Source organism: Arcicella sp., assembly GCF_964672035.1.
This window is the reverse complement of sequence record NZ_CBABQS010000007.1, coordinates 42,587-63,865: the sequence shown is the minus strand read 5'-3', so window position 1 is coordinate 63,865 and position 21,279 is coordinate 42,587. Positions and strand designations below refer to the sequence as shown.

General features: G+C 37.8%; 15 protein-coding genes and 1 riboswitch. All 15 genes read left to right on the top strand.

What is annotated here, in order from left to right; all coding sequences use genetic code 11:
- The first annotated feature begins 25 nt into the window (after positions 1-25).
- The 15 genes from AC1W31_RS03370 (at position 26) to moeB (ending at position 21,264) form a co-directional block, all read left to right on the top strand.
- The gene (locus AC1W31_RS03370) at positions 26-1,420 is read left to right on the top strand and encodes a GH1 family beta-glucosidase (RefSeq protein ID WP_481732990.1); all 1,395 of its coding nucleotides are present in this window, start codon (positions 26-28) and stop codon (positions 1,418-1,420) included.
- 213 nt (positions 1,421-1,633) lie between these two features.
- Entirely contained in the window at positions 1,634-4,324 is a 2,691-nt protein-coding gene (locus tag AC1W31_RS03365; RefSeq protein WP_481732989.1) for a substrate-binding domain-containing protein, read from the top strand.
- A 188-nt stretch (positions 4,325-4,512) separates the two neighbouring features.
- The gene (locus AC1W31_RS03360) at positions 4,513-5,844 is read left to right on the top strand and encodes a sugar porter family MFS transporter (RefSeq protein WP_481732988.1); all 1,332 of its coding nucleotides are present in this window, start codon (positions 4,513-4,515) and stop codon (positions 5,842-5,844) included.
- Positions 5,845-5,860: 16 nt separating this feature from the next.
- Positions 5,861-6,757: a carbohydrate kinase family protein gene (locus AC1W31_RS03355; protein ID WP_481732987.1), complete on the top strand. Its 897-nt coding sequence runs from the start codon at positions 5,861-5,863 to the stop codon at positions 6,755-6,757.
- A 28-nt stretch (positions 6,758-6,785) separates the two neighbouring features.
- A complete protein-coding gene (locus tag AC1W31_RS03350) occupies positions 6,786-9,932 on the top strand; it encodes a SusC/RagA family TonB-linked outer membrane protein (protein ID WP_481732986.1) in 3,147 nt (1,048 codons plus the stop codon).
- A 93-nt stretch (positions 9,933-10,025) separates the two neighbouring features.
- Positions 10,026-11,732 (top strand): RagB/SusD family nutrient uptake outer membrane protein, encoded by a 1,707-nt coding sequence (locus AC1W31_RS03345; protein WP_481732985.1) that lies wholly within the window; start codon positions 10,026-10,028, stop codon positions 11,730-11,732.
- Between the two features lie 162 nt (positions 11,733-11,894).
- A complete protein-coding gene (locus AC1W31_RS03340; RefSeq protein ID WP_481732984.1) occupies positions 11,895-13,355 on the top strand; it encodes a glycoside hydrolase family 32 protein in 1,461 nt (486 codons plus the stop codon).
- Between the two features lie 233 nt (positions 13,356-13,588).
- A riboswitch (TPP riboswitch) is annotated at positions 13,589-13,686 on the top strand.
- A 260-nt stretch (positions 13,687-13,946) separates the two neighbouring features.
- Positions 13,947-14,150 carry a sulfur carrier protein ThiS gene (gene thiS / locus AC1W31_RS03335; RefSeq protein WP_481732983.1) on the top strand — a complete coding sequence of 68 codons (204 nt, stop codon included), beginning with the start codon at positions 13,947-13,949 and terminating at the stop codon, positions 14,148-14,150.
- A 73-nt stretch (positions 14,151-14,223) separates the two neighbouring features.
- On the top strand, positions 14,224-16,080 hold the full coding sequence (gene thiC, locus AC1W31_RS03330) for a phosphomethylpyrimidine synthase ThiC (protein WP_481732982.1): 1,857 nt from the start codon (positions 14,224-14,226) through the stop codon (positions 16,078-16,080).
- Positions 16,081-16,086: 6 nt separating this feature from the next.
- Positions 16,087-16,674: a thiamine phosphate synthase gene (locus tag AC1W31_RS03325; protein ID WP_481732981.1), complete on the top strand. Its 588-nt coding sequence runs from the start codon at positions 16,087-16,089 to the stop codon at positions 16,672-16,674.
- Positions 16,675-16,691: 17 nt separating this feature from the next.
- Positions 16,692-17,462 (top strand): hydroxymethylpyrimidine/phosphomethylpyrimidine kinase, encoded by a 771-nt coding sequence (locus AC1W31_RS03320; RefSeq protein WP_481732980.1) that lies wholly within the window; start codon positions 16,692-16,694, stop codon positions 17,460-17,462.
- Positions 17,459-18,085: a thiamine phosphate synthase gene (locus tag AC1W31_RS03315; protein ID WP_481732979.1), complete on the top strand. Its 627-nt coding sequence runs from the start codon at positions 17,459-17,461 to the stop codon at positions 18,083-18,085. The genes AC1W31_RS03320 and AC1W31_RS03315 overlap by 4 nt, the downstream gene beginning before the upstream one ends.
- 9 nt (positions 18,086-18,094) lie before the next feature.
- Positions 18,095-18,856, top strand: coding sequence for a HisA/HisF-related TIM barrel protein (locus tag AC1W31_RS03310; protein WP_481732978.1), 762 nt, complete (start codon positions 18,095-18,097; stop codon positions 18,854-18,856).
- 2 nt (positions 18,857-18,858) lie between these two features.
- The gene (thiH, locus tag AC1W31_RS03305; RefSeq protein WP_481732977.1) at positions 18,859-19,968 is read left to right on the top strand and encodes a 2-iminoacetate synthase ThiH; all 1,110 of its coding nucleotides are present in this window, start codon (positions 18,859-18,861) and stop codon (positions 19,966-19,968) included.
- A 237-nt stretch (positions 19,969-20,205) separates the two neighbouring features.
- Positions 20,206-21,264, top strand: coding sequence for a molybdopterin-synthase adenylyltransferase MoeB (moeB, locus tag AC1W31_RS03300; protein ID WP_481732976.1), 1,059 nt, complete (start codon positions 20,206-20,208; stop codon positions 21,262-21,264).
- Positions 21,265-21,279: the final 15 nt, after the last annotated feature.

The window sequence follows — 21,279 nt, the reverse complement described above, 5'->3', positions numbered from 1 at the left end:
TGCACCCCATAAAATTTAGGTGTAAATGCAAGATAATCAGATAATTAACGATACGATTGAACAACAAGCTCAAGCTAATAATTTTTCAAAAAGTGCTTTTGGTCATGATTTTGTTTGGGGAGTAGCCATGGCTTCTTTCCAAAATGAAGGTGCTTGGAATTTAGACGGTAAAGGTGAATCTATTTGGGATAAATTTTCCCATAAGAAAAATCGAATAAACGACCGTCAAAATGCCGATGCTGCCTGTGAGTTTTATCATCGCTTTGAAGAAGATATTTTGCTGGCTAAATCGCTCAATTTCAATACTTTCCGCTTCTCTATCTCATGGTCAAGAATATTGCCAAACGGAATTGGAAAGGTGAATATGGCTGGTTTGGAGTTCTATCATCAAGTCGTTGATTGTTGTTTAGAAAATGGACTTGAACCGTTCGTAACGCTCTATCATTGGGATTTACCGCAGGTTTTGGAAGACCGTGGTGGTTGGACAAATCGTGAGATAATTAATTGGTTTTCCGATTATTGCGAGGTGGTAACCCGTGAATTTTCTGGAAAAATAAAACATTGGATGGTGCTAAATGAACCCGCTGGATTTGTGGGTTTGGGTTATATGACGGGCTATCATGCCCCAGGACGCATGGGCATGGGCAACTTTCTACCAGCCATTCACCACGCTGCCATGTGCCAAGCCGAAGGAGGAAGAATTATTCGTAAAAATATCCCCGATGCCGTCATTGGTACTACTTTTTCATGCTCATTTATCGAGCCTCTCTCGCAAAAAAATACTGATATTCAAGCCGCAAAGCGTACTGATGCTTTGCTAAATCGCCTGTTTCTTGAACCTGCTTTGGGATTAGGTTATCCCGTACAAGAATTACCTTTTCTGAATAAAATGGTAAAGAAGTACGTTCAAGAAGGTGATATGGAAAAATTAGCGTTTGATTTCGACTTTATTGGTCTTCAGAATTATTTCAAACTGGTCGTAAAAAATGCTTGGTGGATGCCTTATTTGGGTGCTTCGGAAGTGAAACCTTATAAACGAAATGTAAAAGAATTGACGGATATGGGTTGGGAAATTTCGCCCGATGGAATCTTTCAAATACTTAATCAACTATCTCAATATCAAGGAATTAAACAAATAATTATTACCGAAAATGGTGCTGCTTTTAAGGATAATTTAGAAGACGGGAATGTGAATGACCACGAAAGAATTGCCTTTTACGAAAGCTACCTTCAACACGTTCTAAAAGCCAAAGAATCTGGCGTAAAAGTGAATGGTTACATGGCTTGGACATTAACCGATAACTTTGAATGGACGGAGGGCTACAAACCAAAATTCGGCTTAATACACATTGATTTTGAAACTCAGTTAAGAACTTTGAAAGATTCGGGGAAATGGTTTAGATCATTTTTATCGGAATAGTTGAGTGTAAACCATGTAAATATCAATTAAAACATCGACAATTTGTCGATATTTTAATTCTTGAAAATCAAAGAATGAGTATTATTTTGTAAAATTGTAGCACAATTCTAAATATTCTATCAAACTTAATTTTAGCCAAATCAAAAAGCTCTTTTGTTGAAATTATTGTTTCGAGTGTTACATTTACAATTCTAATCTTAGAATTTATTTCAAATGAAGAATAATTTTGTTTTTGCATTTACGGCTTTTCTATTTCTTATTTCATGCAGTGATAAAAAAGAAAATTCTTTCAAAATTGGATTTTCACAATGTACAACGGGCGATAGTTGGCGGAAAAATATGCTTGACGGCATGAAACGGGAACTTTCTTTTTATCCAGAAATTACCTTTGAAATGAAAGATGCCGAAGGAAAAACAGAAAAGCAAAACCAAGATATTCAGAAATTTATTGAGGAAAAAGTAGATTTATTAATTGTTTCGCCTAACGAAAATAAGGCTCATATCGAGGTAATTGAAAAGGCATATAACGCTGGAATCCCCGTAATTATTTTAGACAGACGAACTGCTTCCAATAAATACACTGCATTTGTGGGGGCTGAAAATTATTTAGTGGGGCAAAATGCCGGGGAATACGCCAACATTTTGTTGAAAGGGAAAGGAACTGTTTTGGACATAACCGAGGGGTCCAATAGTTCATCTACCATAGATAGAAACGCTGGATTTGAGGATGCCATTAAAAAATATCACAATATACGCTTCTCTGAATCTTTGTTGATAAGTGATTTTGACAGTATTCCGATGAAAAAACATTTTGTGGAACACCCTTCTTTAAACTTAGTTTTTGCTCATAATGATAGAATTGCTTTATCCGTTTATAAAGTTTGTAAATCTTTGGGATTATCAAAGAAAACAAAAATTATTGGCGTGGATGGATTAGCTGGTACAAATGAAGGTTTAGATATGGTCAATAAAGGCATGATTGATGCCACTATTTTGTATCCAACGGGAGGAGAAGAATCTATTCAAACGGCTGTAAAAATTCTTAAAAAGCTGCCATTTAACAAAGAAAATCAACTATTTACTACTGTTATTACACCCGAGAATGTACGGATTGTGTTGTCTCAATTTCAGAAAGTAAAAGTTCAGCAACAAGATATTGAACGCCAAGCCTTAAAAATAGTAGAATTAAATACCACTTATTCTTCCCAAAGAAACCGCCTTTATTTTATTAGTGCCTTGCTATTAATCGTGATTATTTTGGGGGGATTTTTATGGTTTTTATTGACCGAAAAACAAAAATCGAATAAAGTTTTAGAAGAACAAAACCTTGCCATAATCAAGCAAAATGAGGAAATTGAACGGGTTTCGCTCCAAGCCCGACAAGCCGTTGAGGACAAAATACGGTTTTATTCGTACATCTCTCACGAGTTCAAAACACCGCTGAGCTTAATCTTAACGCCCACCGAAGATTTATTAAATCGTAAATCTTATGACAGTAAAGAAGGAAAACCAATTTTGGCTCTAATCCTCAAAAATGCCAATCGTTTACTAAGATTGGTAGACCAAATTCTGGATTTTCGGAAAATTGATGCGGGCAAAATCGTACTCAATACCGAAACGTATGACTTGGTGAGTTTTACCAAAGAAATTGTCAATGATTTTGCCATCAAAGCCAAAAAGAGCAATATCGACCTCCAATTTATTTGCCCATTTAAGGAATTACCCTACACTTTTGATGCGGAAAAATTGGATAAAGTTTTCTTCAATATCATCTCAAATGCCTTCAAATACACACCTAATGGTGGTTTAATTCATATTACGCTATTACGAAGCATTCAAAATATTGAAATTACCATTGCGGATAATGGCGTTGGCATGGATAAAAAAGACAAAGACAATGCCTTTGAACTTTTCTACCGTGCTACCCAAAATGTTTCGTTCGGAACGGGATTGGGACTTGCACTTTCTCGTGAATTCGTTGGGCTTCACGATGGCGATATTAGCATTGAGTCAGAAAAAGGGAAAGGAACAACTTTCAAAATTGTATTGCCTTATTTGGAAAATAATACCGCCATACAAAAACAGCCTATTCCTTTGATAAATCATACGATTGAAAATGATATAATAGATTTGGATTACAGTAAAAACAATAAAACCGAGTCCGAAATGTCCATTGTAATTGTGGAAGATAACCTTGATTTGTTACAGTTTTTGAGTAATAAATTTTCCCAATTCTATCAAGTTCGTACTTCTGAAACTGCCGAAAAAGGTTGGGAAATTATCCTAAATACCATCCCTGATGTCATTATTAGCGACATAACGTTGCCTGGAAAAGATGGAATTTCGCTCACAAAACAAATAAAAGAGGATTTCAGAACCTCTCATATTCCTGTAATTTTATTAACTGCTAAGGGAAAATTAGAAAGTCAAATTGAAGGCGAAAAAGCGGGAGCCGATGCGTATATGGGTAAACCGTTCAATCAACAATTATTAGAAGAAAAGGTAAAAAATCTATTGGATAATCGGGATAGAATCAGAAGAAGGTTCTCGAATGAAATTACCAATTTGAGCCACGTTCAATCCAACGAACGTAAGTTTTTGATTGATTTTGAATTATTGATTGAAAAATACATGAAAGAAAATACCTTGTCGGTTGAACATTTAAGCAAAGAAATGGGAATGTCGAGGGTGCAACTTTATCGAAAAATTACGGCTTTGACCAACAAGAATGTCAATGATTATATAGCAGAATTTAAGGTTAAAAAAGCGAAGCAATTATTGCAAGACCCCACCAAAAACATTACAGAAATAGCGTATGCATTAGGTTTCAATAATCCAGGGTATTTCACAACCTTCTTTAAACAAAAAACGAATCAAACTCCGAGTGATTGGCGGAATGTTTGAAGTAACATTTCTATACTTTCTGTAACAATTTGAAACTTTTATTTATAAATGAAATAACTAACTATCTCATAATCAATAAATTATATTCAAGTAACAATTCTGTCATTATTTGAAAGATTACTAACATACAATCCTTTCAAACTTCCCGAATTTTGACTCATTAAAAAATCTAAAAACGATTTTACAGCATGAGTCAAAATTTAAAAGTCTTCGTTTGGTCAATCTCTGCCGCTTTGGGTGGTTTTCTTTTTGGCTTCGACACCGCCGTAATTTCGGGCGTGGAACAAACCCTTCAAAAACTCTGGAATCTCTCCGTTTTTGAACACGGCTTCACCGTTTCAATTGCCTTGATTGGCACCGTTTTAGGCTCTATTTTGGGCGGAATTCCTGCGGAAAAATACGGTAGAAAAATTAGTTTATTATTGATTGCCTTCCTCTATTTAGTCTCCGCTTTGGGTTCTGCTTACGCCAACGAATGGACGACTTTCTTGATTTTTCGACTTTTAGGCGGTTTTGGTGTAGGGGTATCTTCGGTGGTTGCACCCATGTATATTTCAGAAATTGCTCCACCTTCCAAGCGTGGGCGATTAGTGGCTCTTTTTCAATTTAACATCGTCTTTGGTATTTTGATGGCTTATTTATCGAACTATTTATTGGGTGAAATGGGCGATAATTCGTGGCGTTTGATGTTGGGCGTACAGGCTATTCCTTCGGTAATATTTATTCTAACAACCTTGGGAATTCCAGAAAGTCCCCGTTGGTTGATTTTGAAGCGTGGAAAAGTGGAAGAAGCCCGCAAAATCCTCCAAACCATTGATGCTTCCCAAGCCGACATAGTGGTTTACAATATTCAGCAAAATGTTTATGCGGCGAGTCAGTCTAATTTCAGAAACTTATTCCAATCCATCTATAAACGCCCCGTTACTTTGGCGATTTTATTTGCCGTTTTCAACCAGGTTTCGGGAATTAATGCCATTATTTATTACGCTCCTCGCATTTTTGAAATGGCTGGTTTGGGGAAAGAATCTGCCTTGCTTTCATCGGCAGGAATTGGGTTTATTAATCTGATTTCCACGCTTTTAGGTCTTGCATTAATTGATAAATTTGGTAGAAGAAATCTAATGTTAGTGGGTTCTGTGGGACTAATATTAGCGCTCAGTCTGGTTGCTCATGCCTTTTATATCAATGACCTTGGCGGTATGAACGTGCCTATTTATCTCTTTCTTTTTATCGGATTTTTTGGATTCTCGCAAGGAGCGGTTATTTGGGTTTTCATTTCTGAAATATTTCCGAATGAAGTCCGTGCTTATGGACAGGCGCTGGGAAGCTTCACCCATTGGATTATGGCGGTGGTCATCTCGTTTTCTTTCCCTTACATTTCGGCAACTTTTGGCGGTGGGCTGACCTTTTCTTTCTTCGCTTTGATGATGGTTTTACAACTTCTTTTCGCTTGGAAAATGATGCCCGAAACGAAAGGGACATCCCTTGAAAAAGGGGAAGATGTGGTGCTCGTTCATTAAAATTTAATAATAACGTATGAAAAAATTAAACGTAATATGTTTCGGTGAAATGCTCTGGGATATGCTTCCCACGGGTAAGATGGCGGGTGGAGCTCCAATGAACGTGGCAATTCATTTGAAAAATTTTGGTCATAGTGCCTCGATTATCAGTCGAGTTGGGACGGATGATTTGGGCAAAGAATTACTCGAATTTATTGATAAAAACGGACTTGATTCGCAGTTTATCCAACAAGGACAAAATCACTTAACGGGCGTGGTAAAAGTGAATATGGACGATAAAAATAACGTGAGTTATAAGATTGTCAAACCCGTTGCTTGGGATTATATTTTGTTGGGAGAAGAAGCCTTAAATGCCGTCAAAAACGCTGATTGCTTCGTTTTTGGAAGTTTATCCACAAGGTCTGAACAGACATTTGACACGCTCAAAAAACTATTAGAAGTAGCTCCTATAAAAGTTTTGGATATCAATCTTCGCCCGCCTTATTATGACAAAGAAACGCTTGAATTTCTATTAACAAAAACGGATATTCTCAAACTAAATCATTTAGAATTAGACGAAATATGTGAATGGTTTTTTGAATCAAACAGTATTTCTGAAAAGCTATCGAAACTTTCAGAAATGTTTAACATCAAAACCATCTGTATAACCTTGGGCGAAGACGGAGCAATGCTTTTTCACGAAGGAAAAATCTATAAAAGCTCAGGGTTTGAAGTGGAAGTAGCCGATACCATCGGAAGTGGAGATTCATTTTTAGCTTGTTTTATTGCTAATTTTTTGAACCAAGAAAACATCGAAAAAACCCTCCAAAAATCCTGTGCCGTGGGGGCATTGGTAGCTCAGAATCATGGAGCAACGCCTTTTATTTCAGAACAAGACATTCAAAATTTATTGAATAAAAACACTCAAAATTAGAGTACTCAACCATATTAAACAATCCAAAATGATGAAAAAAACTTTATTATGTTTCTTTATCGTGCTGCTAACCACGGTTCAGGTTACCTTGGCACAACAACGCACCATTACGGGAAAAGTAGTGGCGGCTGAAACCAATGAAATGCTTATTGGGGCAAACGTTTTGATAACGGGAACAACCAAAGGAGCAACCACCAATGCCGATGGAAATTTTACCCTAAGTGTTCCCGACAATGCGACAACTTTGATAGTTTCTTACATTGGTTATGCTTCAAAAGAGGTATCAATTAAGGGTTTGAGCAACATTACCATTGCCTTAGTGGCGGGTAAAGAATTGAGCGAAGTCGTGGTGGTTGGTTATACTTCTTCCAGAAAACAAGATTTGACGGGAGCGGTTGCCGTGGTGGATTTAAAACCCATCAAAAACATCAGTTCGGGAAATCCAATGCAAGCTTTGCAAGGTCGTGTGGCGGGTTTATACATCGAAAAAGATGGTTCGCCAAATGGTTCAAACAGTCGAATTTTGATTCGTGGAGCCAATACTTTGGGTAATAATGACCCACTCTACGTGATTGACGGTATCCCAACCACTCGTCCAGAAGTGTTTCAAAACATGAATCCTTCTAATATTGAATCTATCCAAGTGTTGAAAGATGCCTCAGCTGAATCAATTTACGGAGCCAGAGCCTCGAATGGTGTTATCATCGTAACCACTAAAAATGGCGGTGATACCAACGGAAAAGTTGAATTTCAGTTCAACAGTAGCGTTGCGGTTCAATCAGAAAAATCAATGCGTTTCAAAATGCTGAATTCGGCGGATAGAGGTCGTGCTTTATGGCAAGCATCAGTGAACGATGGACAAGATCCAGCGGCTGGTTATGGTGAAATCTATGATTTTAATTGGAATAAAAACTACGCAAATCCAGTATTATCGGGTGTTTCAGTGAAGCCTTTTGTGGGTGGTGATACAAACACGCCCGCAGGTGATACTGATTGGCAAGATGTAATGTACAAAACGGGAATTGTTACGAAAAATGACTTCACGGCATCTTACGGTAACAAAAATTCATCCGTAGAAATCAATTTGGGGCAACTCAAAAATACGGGTATGTTGCGTAATACTAATTATGACCGTTTGAGTGGTAGCATCAGTGCCTTGACTCGTGCCTTCAATGATAAAGTCAGATTTGGCGTTAATTTACGAATCGCTAATTCCAATGAAACTTTAACAGCAAGAGATTTGGGGGGTGCTTCAACAACCTTTTTGGCCGTTACTTTAGCACCCACCATTCCAGTCTATCAAAAAGACGGTTCAACGTATGCGGGTGAATTAGGTGCTGGTTATTCGGATAGAAATAATCCATTGCACATGCAGGATTTAGCGAAATGGAATAATGCTAATCGTTTGAGTTCTTTCGGCAATATTTTCGTGGAAGTTCAACCGATTAAAAACCTCTTTTTTAAATCAAATATTGGAGCAGATAATGCTAATTTTTTGAATAAAACAATCTCTCCCACTTTCTCAGAAGGTGCTTTAAACCGTACCACTAATAGCTTGGTTTTCGATCAAAACCACTATTTGAGCATGACGTGGTCTAATACTTTACGCTACAATTGGGATTTGAACAACGATAATCACTTCAAATTTTTGTTAGGAACAGAATACATAAAAACCGATATAGATTTTCAAAATACCAAAAAAGAAGGTTTTGCGCTTCAAACGGAAGACTATTTTACTTTGAATGCGGGTACTGGCAATACAACAGTTTCAGGTGGTTCAACGGGCAATCGATTATTCTCGCAATTTGGACGGGTAGATTATAATTATTCGGATAAATATTTAGCCGCATTAACCCTTCGTCGTGATGGTTCATCTCGTTTTGGCACGGATAATCAATACGGTATTTTCCCAGCGGCTTCGTTCGGTTGGAAGTTGGATAAAGAGGCTTTTATGAAAGATATCACCAATGTTTCTGAGTTGAAATTACGGGTTGGTGTTGGTCGAGTAGGGAATCAACAGATTGGAGATTTAGCTCGTTTTGGCCTATTTGATACCAGATATGGTACTACTTTATCGCAATTAGTGGGGGGCTTTTGGGAGCAATATCAAAACATTGGAACGGCTTATGCTTTGTCTGGCGCTAATACAGGAACATTGCCTTCTGGTTTTGTACAAACACAAGCGGCAAATTCAGCTTTGAAATGGGAAACAACTGATGAGGTAAATGGAGGAGTTGATTTTGCGTTCATGAAAAACAGAATTTTTGGTTCATTTGATTACTTTTCACGCAGTACAACGGGTATTTTGATTACGCCTCCCGTGGCTTCGGCATTGGGTGAGGGGCAATCAAAGGCAGTGAACGGTGCTTCAAAATCGAATAAAGGATGGGAGTTCGTATTAGGTTATCGTGGTAAAAATGATGGAGAACTTAAATATAATGTGACCGCAAATTTTGCTCATTTCAGAGATAAAATTACTGATTTACCAGAAAATGTACGTCCAGCTTATGCAGGAAATCTTGTAAATACCATCATCGGGCATTCTCAATTTGATATTTTTGGCTATAAAACCAACGGACTTTTCCAATCTCAAGCTGAAGTGGATGCCGCTCCAACACAAATTGGCGCAGGGCCAGGAAGAATCCGATATGTGGATACGAATGGCGACGGGAAAATTGATGACTTAGACAGAACTTGGATTGGAACAACCCTTCCTGCTCTTGAATATGGTTTACGAGTTGATTTGACTTATAAGAATTTTGATTTATCGGTTTTTGGTTCGGGAGTTGCGGGTAGAACAGGTTTTGATGTTTATACTTTGTACAATAATTTGATGAAAAGTAGAGAAAACGTTGGGCCTGGTGTATTCAATGGCTGGACTCCACAAAATCCAAATACAACGGTTCCTGCATTGACCTTGAAAGATAATAATAACGAAGGACGTACTTCTGATTATTTTATCGTTAATACTTCTTATTTCAAATTGCGGAATCTTCAATTGGGTTACACCATTAAACCGAAATCGGTGTTTTCAAGAGTGCGAGTTTATGTGATGGCTGAAAACCTCTTCTGGATTAAAAGTAGTAGTTATTTAAGCCCAGATCCAGAGCGTATTGACCTCGACCCTGTGCCAATTCCTAAAACTTTTACTTTTGGTATTAACGCATCATTTTAATTAGGTAACAGGCTGTAAGCAATAGGCTTTAAGCAAATAAATCTTATGGGTTAAAGCATATAACTTATAGCAAAATCAAATTCAAATTCAAAAATGAAAAATAAGATATTCTCTTTTATACTCATTGCAGGGTTACTAACATTTAACTCATGCAAAGATGCCCTTGATTATACACCAACGGGTGTGTTATCATCCTCAGATTTAACCTCCCCAACTGCCATTGAAGGATTGGTTACTGCCGCTTATGCCGCCATCGGCAACGGTGATATGATTGGACCAATTTACAGTGATTGGGTTTATGGAAGTGTGCGTTCAGACGATGCCTACAAAGGCGGCGGTGGTACGGGTGACGTAGGAGAAATTGATGCACTGGAGCATTATAACCTTACTACGCCATCGATTGGAGCTTTTGTTACAAAATCATGGCAAAACCTTTTTAAGTCAATTTCACGAGCAAATGTGGCTCTACGGGCTGTAAATACACTTTCTGAAGCGAGTTACCCAAATAAAAAAATCCGTTTGGCGGAGTTGCGCTTTTTGAGAGGTCATAGTTATTTTATCTTGAAAAAACTGTACAAAAACGTCCCAATATTCGATGAAACAGCTACGGGAGAAGATATTTTGAAAGTATCGAACACGCTTACAAATGATGAATCATGGAATAAAATTGCCGCTGATTTTCAATATGCAGTGGATAATTTACCCATTTCGCAACCCGAACTCGGAAGAGCCAATAAACTTTCTGCTACGGCTTACTTAGCAAAAGTTAAACTATTTCAGGCTTACGAACAAGACGTGAATCACAAGGTAATTAATATCAATAAAACCAGATTGCAGGAGGTTGTTACGCTCACGCAAGCCGTGATTTCGTCGGGAAAATACAGTTTGAGTAAGGATATTGCCGAGAACTTTATTCCTGAAACTGAGAATGGTTCTGAATCAATTTTTGCTATTCAATTTACGATTAATGATGGCACAACGGCTGGTCGTTTGAGTTATGAAGATGGCTTGAATTATCCCCACGGAGCGCCTCAATACGGATGTTGTGGGTTTCATGCACCAAGCCAAAACTTGGTAAATGCTCACGCAACGGATGCGAATGGTTTGCCTTTATTGGATACTTTCAACGATAAAATTGTAGATTTGTCCGCCTCAACCGTTGACCCTCGCCTTGACCATACCGTGGGTATTGATGGACATCCGTACAAATATGATAATACGAAACCGTTCAGTAATAGTTGGGTGCGTGACCCAGGCGTTTACGGAAATTTCCACACGATGCGTCATCAACAACAGGCTTCGAGTGGTTCTTATTTTAAATTAGGACCGTTTATGGGAACTGCCAAAAATGAGGATATTTTGAGATATGACGATGTTCTATTGATGCAAGCCGAAGCCTATATTGAATTGGGGCAGCAAGATAAAGCCTTACCGTTAATTAATCAAATCAGAGCGAGAGCGGCAGTAAGTACGGGCAGATTGAAAAAAGCGGATGGTACTTTTGCTTCAAAATACAATGTAAAAGAATACCTAAGTACAGGTTGGACGCAAGATTACGCCCGCAAAGCGATGCAGTTTGAACGACGGTTAGAATTCGCCACCGAAGGACCAAGATTCTTTGATTTAGTACGTTGGGGAATTGCAGAACAAACTTTAAATGGATATATTGCTAAAGAAAAAGTAAGAAGAACATTTCTTGCCACCGCAAAATTCACGGCAGGAAGAGACGAATATTTGCCAATTCCACAGGCTGAAATTACCTTTACAAATGGTTTATATAAGCAAAACCCTGGGTTTTAGGGGATTTTATTTATATAAAAATGTTGGACTACCGAAGGTTGGGTTCAAAACCCAGCCTTCAGTCTCTATCCCAAATAATAGGAAAACTAAAAAATTATTGATTGGAAAAATTGCAATGGTAGTAGAACATTTCTACTGCCATTTTTTAAACCTTCACACAAAATGAAAAAAATACTATCACTTTGCACTCTCTTAGTTTTATGGACTTGTCAGACAGGTTTAAGCCAAGTAAATTATCGTCCAGCGTATCATTACACGCCACCTAAAAATTGGGTAAATGACCCAAATGGTATGGTTTATTTGGATGGGGAATATCACCTTTTTTACCAATATAATCCCTTTGGGACAAAATGGGGACACATGAGTTGGGGACACGCCGTAAGCAAAGACTTGAAAACGTGGAAAACTTTACCGCTTGCCTTAAAAGAATTTGATAATGCCGATGGAAGTCAAACCATGATTTTTTCGGGCTGTGCGGTGGTGGATGAAATGAATACTTCGGGGCTTTTTACGAAAGGATTTAAAAAAGGAATGGTGGCAATGTTTACTTCGCACGTAATGAAAGACAAAAAAGATATTGCCCAGCATCAGAGCTTAGCGTACAGTTCAGATAAAGGTAGAACTTGGAAATATTACGCTAAAAACCCTGTATTAGACATTGGTAGCACCAATTTTAGAGACCCAAATATGTTTTGGTATGCCCCAAAAAACAAATGGATTGTATCGGTAGTAGTGGCATTAGAACATAAAGTGCAATTTTATGAATCCAAGAATCTGAAAGATTGGTCATTGTTGAGTGAATTTGGAAAAATGGGCGATACCAGTAGTGTTTGGGAATGTCCATCTTTGCAAAAAGTACCAACCAACGATGGTTCAGAGAAGTGGGTTGTGATGATTTCGAGTGGCCATCGTCAACCTAAATACGTAGGAATGCAATATTTTGTGGGTGATTTTGATGGAACAACTTTTACCTCACAAAAACAAAAGGAAATTCTGTATGTCGATGAAGGGAAAGATTTTTATGCGGCCATTCCTTTTTATAATCGCCTAAAATCACAACCAAATCCAATCATTATGGGTTGGGTAAACAATTGGGCGTATGCCAATGACGTGCCAACGGAAACATGGCGAGGCGGGTTTTCACTACCCAGAAAATTATCGCTTTTTCAACAGGATGGAATTTATCAATTAAAACAAACGCCTATCGTTTCGGAGAATATTTTTACGGAGAAATTAACCTTGCAACCAAATGAAAAAATCAATTCGCAAACGATTGCTTTGAAAGATAATTTGTATCGTTTAGTCTTGAATATCAAGTTATTAACCTCAAAAGGTTTTGCGTTAAACTTAATGAAAAATGGTGATGAAGCGAGTGTTTTGACTTATGACGTAGCCACCGAAACATTATCTTTTGACCGCAAAAAATCTGGAAAAACAGATTTCAATGAACGATTCAAAACAATCGAATCCATGCGAGTAAAACCTAAAAATGGACAATTAAAATTAGATATTTTGGTGGATAAATCAATCGTAGAAATTTATGCCAATGATGGTGAGAAAGTTTTGACTGACTTGGTTTTCCCAACAAAAGAGAAAGGAAGCGTGGAGATAATTTGGAAGTAATTTCTAACATACACGAATTTAATATTATTGTAAATCCCTTAAAATATATCCGTTTTTAGGGGGTTTATTATTTTGTAATGAATTCACTTGGCATAAAATTCTACTACTCTCTTTTTTAATTAAATCTCCAAAACATTTAGGAAAAATTTCAACTTTTCTTATGATGTAATAATAATTGGTTTGTCAAAAAGATATTTTTTTTTGGATTCTCTAATATTTATCCTTTACATTTGTCAAAACTTTAGGGGTGCCTTTAATATTACGGGCTGAGATTATACCCTCAAAACCTGAACAGCGTAGTTGCTGCGTAGGAAAAAGTAAGGCAGACATTTCATAGCGATTCGGTGTATTCCGTTTTCAAAATTTCACTGCTTTTCTTGGTTAAATTTAATGATTGACAATCAAACAAAATGATATTGTTGGGTTGCTTTGTTGAATATATTACGAATGTTTTAGGCTAATGGCTTCGGCTGTTAGGGTATAATTCTGTGTATGTTTTCGGCTCATTAGTTTAGTCAATAACCACTTTTTCTCATCCAAAGGTCTTCCCCGAAAGTTCGTTTGTGCTCAATTTTTAAATCAATCGAACGAATGAACATTTTTATTAATGACGAACCTACTGAGTTCGAACAGCCCCCAACAATCGTTGATATTTTAACAAAACTCCAAATTTTTGAAGTCCATGGCATTGCTGTGGCCATGAATGATGAAGTCATCAGAAAGGCTGATTGGCAAGCAATTACTTTAAATCAAAATGACCAATTAATGCTCATTCGGGCTACACAAGGCGGATAATGATTTTTGTAGCACAGGTTTTAACCTGTCTTTAATTTACCTTAACTGATAGGTTAAAACCTGTCCCAATTCAATGAAAAAAGCCGAAAAAACACCCCAAACAGAAATAATTAGTAGAGCCCCATTTCCTGCCTCTAAAAAAGTATATGTACAAGGTCAATTACATGATATTCAAGTAGCTATGCGTGAAATTACGCTTTCGGATACTTCAATTAATGGCAAAATTGCCTCAAAAAATGCCCCTGTGACGGTGTATGATACCAGTGGTCCATTTACAGACCCTAATATTGATCTTGATGTGAGAAAAGGCTTGCCACGTTTGCGTCAGAACTGGATTTTAGAGCGTGGCGATGTGGAAGAATTGGATGCTATTACTTCCAATTACGGACTTGAAAGATTGGCCAATTCAAGTTTGGATTCTCTTCGTTTTGAATATTTGAAAAAGCCTTTAAGAGCGAAAGCAGGACAAAATGTTTCGCAGTTGCATTATGCTAAAAAGGGTATTATTACGCCCGAAATGGAATATATCGCCATTCGTGAAAATCAGAGAATTTCGGAAGTCGATAATATCGGACACCAACACGCAGGACATAGTTTTGGAGCAAATACGCAAAAAGGCTTAATTACACCAGAATTTGTGCGTTCGGAAGTAGCCTTGGGACGTGCCGTAATTCCTAATAATGTCAACCATCCCGAAAGTGAACCGATGATTTTGGGACGTAATTTTTTGGTGAAAATTAATGCCAATATCGGAAACTCAGCGGTGTCGTCTAATATTGAAGAAGAAGTTGAAAAAACCGTTTGGGCTTGTCGTTGGGGTGCTGATACCATCATGGATTTATCGACGGGTAAAAATATTCACGAAACTCGTGAGTGGATTATTCGTAATTCGCCCGTGCCAATTGGTACTGTTCCGATTTATCAAGCCCTCGAAAAAGTAGGCGGGAAAGCCGAAGATTTGACGTGGGAAATTTTCAGAGATACCCTCATTGAACAAGCCGAACAAGGCGTTGATTATTTCACGATTCATGCGGGCGTATTGTTGCGTTACGTACCGATGACGGCAAAACGAGTAACGGGAATTGTGTCTCGTGGGGGTAGTATTATGGCAAAATGGTGCTTGGCACATCACAAAGAGAACTTTTTGTATACCCATTTTGAGGACATTTGCGAAATTATGAAAGCGTATGATGTAGCGTTTTCGTTGGGAGATGGCTTGCGTCCAGGTAGCATAGCCGATGCGAATGATGCCGCCCAATTTGCGGAATTAGAAACCTTGGGAGAACTGACCAAAATTGCTTGGAAACACGATATTCAAACCATTATTGAAGGGCCAGGACACGTACCTATGCACCTCATTAAGGAAAATATGGACAAGCAATTACAAGAATGTCACGAAGCACCTTTTTACACACTTGGGCCTCTTACAACCGATATTGCTCCCGCTTATGACCACATTACGTCGGGTATTGGGGCGGCAATGATTGGCTGGTTTGGCTGTGCGATGCTTTGTTATGTAACGCCAAAAGAACACTTAGGATTACCCAATAAAGAAGATGTGAAAGTTGGGGTGATTACCTATAAAATTGCGGCTCACGCTGCCGACCTTGCCAAAGGGCATTACGGCGCACAAATTCGGGATAATGCTTTGAGTAAAGCACGTTTTGAATTCCGTTGGGAAGACCAATTTAATTTATCGCTCGACCCAGATACCGCTCGTGAATATCACGATGAAACTTTACCAGCCGAAGGAGCGAAAATTGCCCATTTTTGTTCAATGTGTGGCCCAAATTTCTGTTCTATGAAAATTACGCAAGAAGTACGGGATTATGCTGATAATATGGGCGTTGACGAGCAAGAAGCCTTAGCCAAAGGTATGGCAGAACGCTCAAAAACCTTCATTGAGGCAGGTTCACAGGTGTATATTTAGATGAATATGAAAAAAATAATCATCTCTAATCCAACTGATTTTGAGGGAGAAATAGGCTTAATAGCACAGTTATTAACGGATAATTCTCTGGTTTTTCATCTCCGAAAACCAGCGAAATCATCCGAAGAATTAACCGCATTTTTAAGACAAATTTCTCCCAAATTTTACCGACAAATTGTGTTGCATTCACACCATAATTTATTGAAAAAATATAACCTTAAAGGTGTTCATTTTACCGAAACAATTAGGCAAAAACTATCCGACGAATCCTTACTTTCAACCGTAAAAACATGGAGAAAAAAAGGATTAACTGTTAGTTTTTCTTTGCACAGTTTGGATGCCATTGAGCAATTGCCATGCAAAGCTGATTATGTTTTTTTAAGTCCCATTTTTCAAAGTATTTCAAAAGCTGATTATCCATCTGCTTTTTCCGTAGAAACGTTGAAGTATTTCTTTAAAAATAGACAAAGTGCTGTGCCAGTTTTGGCGTTGGGAGGAATAAGTAACGACAACATCGAAATGATACAAACGATTGGTTTTCAAGGATATGCGTTGATGGGTTCGGTTTGGAAAATAGGACAGATTTCTAATTAATTCACTCTCAATAAACCATGAACAAAAGACCTTTTGCCCTCACTATTGCAGGTTTTGACCCATCGGGTGGGGCAGGACTGTTGGCCGATATTAAAACTTTTGAAGCCAATCAGATATATGGTTTGGGCGTTTGTACGGCTTTGACAGTACAACACGAAAATCGTTTTGATGCTGTGAAATGGATTGATAATGAGTTGATTATTGAGCAAGCAAAATTACTTTTTGAGAAATATTCAATTCAGTATGTTAAAATTGGATTGGTGAAAAGTTTAGAAGATTTATCAAGAATTATCAACGCATTATTGGCTTGGAATCCTGAAGTAATCATTATTTGGGACCCAATTTTAAAAGCCAGTGCTGGTTTTAATTTTCACGATGAAATTAATGTCATTACCTTAAAAACGATTTTAAAACAGATTTATGTACTAACGCCCAATTTACCAGAAGCGAATTTATTAGTAAATGACTCGTTAAATACAGAACAAAAAGCCCTGATTTTAGCCGAAAATTGTGCAGTTTTTCTAAAAGGTGGTCACGGTAATCTGGACGAAAGTAAAGACATATTATTGTATCAAAATCACCGGTTTGAGTATTTCGCAAAACGGATTGTACACGGCGAAAAACATGGCTCTGGTTGCGTGCTTTCATCAGCAATTACCGCCAATTTAGCTAAAGGATTTCCTTTAGAAAAAGCCTGCGAAGAAGCTAAAAAGTATATTACGGCATTTTTAAGCAGTAATAATAGTCTGTTGGGCTATCATCATTTTAATTCAAAAACAGTACCATGAAAATATCAACCCTTCATTATATCACCCAAGATTTAACTCATATTTCGCATTGGGAACAAGCCCGTTTAGCTTGCGTTGGCGGAGCGGATTGGGTGCAATTACGAGTAAAAAATCAGGCACTTTCCCACTGGAAAGAAACCGCCTTGCGTACTCAAGAAATATGTAAAAATTTTGGAGCGACTTTAATAATCAATGACAACGCCCAAATAGCCTTAGAAATTGAGGCGGATGGTGTGCATTTGGGTAAAACTGATGGCTCGCCGATTGAAGCAAGAGCAATGTTAGGTGAGAAATTTATCATTGGAGGCACTTCAAACACCTTTGAAGACATTCAATTTTTGCACGAAGCAAAGGTAAATTATATCGGATTAGGGCCTTTCCGTTTTACCAAAACCAAGAAAAACCTAAGCCCAATTTTAGGATTAGAAGGCTATCAATCTATTTTACAACAATACAAAATGGCAAATTTATCGTTACCAATTATTGCCATTGGAGGAATAACTTTAGATGATGTAGCAATACTTAAAGCCAATCATTTATACGGAATTGCCATTTCTTCTTTGATAAATTTAGCAGAAAATCCTGTGGTAGTTACGCAAACTTTGCGGGAAATGTTATCATAAAATATAGCCATGAAAATAGCCAATAAAGAATTTACGTCAAGACTTTTTACGGGTACAGGAAAGTTTAGTTCCAATGCTTTGATGCAAGAAAGTCTGTTAGCTTCTGGTTCGGAATTAGTGACGATTGCCCTCAAAAGGGTAGATTTACAAAATCCAGCCGATGATATATTAGCACATCTAACCAACCCACGCATCAATTGGTTGCCCAATACTTCGGGCGTGAGAAATGCCAAAGAAGCCGTTTTTGCGGCTCAATTGGCCCGAGAAGCGATGCAAACGAATTGGGTGAAATTAGAAATTCATCCCGACCCAAAATACCTTTTACCGGACCCAATCGAAACCCTAAAAGCGGCAGAAGAATTGGCAAAATTGGGTTTTGTTGTGTTGCCTTACATTCACGCTGACCCTGTTTTGTGCAAACGTTTGGAAGACGTAGGCGTTGCGGCAGTAATGCCTTTAGGTTCGCCAATTGGGAGTAATAAAGGCTTGCGAACGATTGATTTTTTAGAAATAATAATCGAACAGAGTAAAGTTCCCATTATCGTGGATGCAGGAATTGGTTCACCTTCTGATGCCGCCAAAGCGATGGAAATTGGAGCGGATGCCGTGTTGGTAAATACCGCAATTGCCGTAGCACAAAATCCCGTTGCGATGGCAATTGCCTTCAAAATGGCAGTAGAAGCGGGTAGAATGGCTTTCGAAGCCAGATTAGCACCCCTAAATAATCACGCTGTGGCGAGTAGTCCGTTGACAGCATTTTTAAATTTATAACGATGAATTCTTTCCAAACGTTATTTCTTCAACATTCTTGGGACAGTGTTAAACAGAGTATTTTGGCAAAAACTGCCCAAGATGTTCGACAAGCTTTGCAAACACCCAAACGTAATTTGGAGGATTTTAAGGCGTTGATTTCGCCTGCTGCCATGCCATTTTTGGAAATATTGGCACAAAAAAGCCAGCAGATTACCCAAAAACGCTTTGGTAAAACGATTCAAATGTATGTGCCTTTGTATTTATCCAATGAATGTCAAAATATTTGTACCTATTGTGGCTTCAGTTTTGACAATAAAATCAAGCGAAAAACCCTCAACGACCAAGAAGTTATTGCCGAAGTTGAGGTATTAAAATCAATGGGATTCGACCATGTTTTGTTGGTAACGGGCGAGGCAAATCAGACCGTTGGCGTACCGTATTTGAAGCGAGTAATTCAATTAATTCGTCCGTATTTTTCGCATATTTCGATGGAAGTACAGCCTTTGGACGAAATAGATTATACTGAATTAATTGCCGAAGGATTAAATACCGTGTTGGTTTATCAAGAAACGTACCACGAAGAAGACTATAAATTGCACCATCCTAAGGGTAAGAAATCTAATTTCCAATATCGGTTAGAAACGCCCGAACGTTTGGGAAAAGCAGAAATTCATAAAATGGGTTTAGGCGTTTTGATTGGCTTGGAAGATTGGCGAACCGACAGTTTTTATACCGCTTTGCACCTCGATTATTTGGAAAAAACGTTCTGGAAAACAAAATATTCTATTTCATTTCCTCGATTACGCCCTTTTTCGGGTGGACTCGAACCCAAAGTAGTGATGTCGGATGCCGAGTTGGTACAATTAATTTGTGCCTATCGAATTTTTAATGAAGAAGTAGAGTTATCTATTTCAACGAGAGAGAATGAAATTTTTAGAGATAATGTGATAAATTTAGGGATTACGGCGATGAGTGCAGGCTCAAAAACGAATCCAGGGGGCTATAAAGTTGATCCACAATCGTTAGAACAATTTGAAATTAGTGATGAAAGAAGTCCTACTGAAATTGCAAAAATGATTCAAAATCAAGGATATGAGCCCGTTTGGAAAGATTGGGATATGGCTTTTTAGATGGAGTTTGGACACAGATGACACGGATGTTCCAACACAAATTTTTATGTCTTAATATTCTGATTGATATAGTTATTTCAACTTCCCGAAAGTTTTAAAACTTTCGGGAAGTTCCTCAATCCAAGATTTTAGGATAAAAAATATTTAGAAAACTTCTTAGACAGTTTACTTAATCTATGTCTTGATTTTAATACATGTGACAAATAAATATTGATAATTAACACTGTCCTACCGAAAATGAACACTAACCGTTATAATCGACAAATAATATTGCCCGAAATTGGCTTTGAAGGTCAGCAAAAATTAATAAATGCCCGAGTATTAGTGATTGGGGCAGGTGGTTTGGGCTGTCCAATTTTGCAATATTTAGTAGCGGTAGGTGTTGGAAATATTGGCATTGTCGATGCCGATGTGGTGTCTATTTCTAATTTACAACGCCAAATTTTATATACGCTTGCCGACGTAGGAAAACAAAAAGTAGTCGTGGCGAAAGCCCATCTTTTAGCTCAAAATCCAGATACTAAAATTGATATTTATCCAGTAATGTTACACTCGTCAAATGCCCTTGAATTATTCAAAAACTATGATTTTGTGATTGATGGTTCCGATAATTTTGCCACTCGTTATTTGGTAAATGATGCCTGCGTCATACTAAAAAAAGCATTTGTTTCGGGTTCTATTTTTAGATTTGAAGGGCAAATTTCTGTATTTAATTACCAAAATGGACCAACTTATCGCTGTCTTTATCCCGAACCGCCCACCGCAGGAAGCGTGCCTAATTGTTCCGAAATTGGCGTAATTGGCACATTAGCGGGCATTATTGGCACGATGCAAGCCGCCGAAGCCATTAAAATTATTACGGGAGCGGGCGAAGTATTAAGCGGTAAATTATTATTGTTTGATATGCTCACGATGCGTTCTCAAATCATTAAGTTCAAAGCCATCGAAAGCAATAAAGAGATTTCAAAACTGATTGATTATCAAGAATTTTGTGGAGACTTTCCACTCGATTCAACGCAAAATATTGATGCTGAAACCTTACAAAATTGGATAAACGAACCACGAGATTTTCAATTAATTGATGTTAGAAATCCGCATGAATTTGAACGAGATAACATCGGTGGTGATAATATTCCGTTGGATGATTTATTAGAAAGTATCGCTCAATTAGACTTACAAAAACCAATTGTTTTTTGTTGTCAAACAGGATTACGCAGTGCCAAAGCCCTTGAAATATTGGCAAAAGAAGGCATTGAAGGGGAATTTTACACTTTAGCTGGTGGAAAGATTATTTAGCCATTTCTATATTCT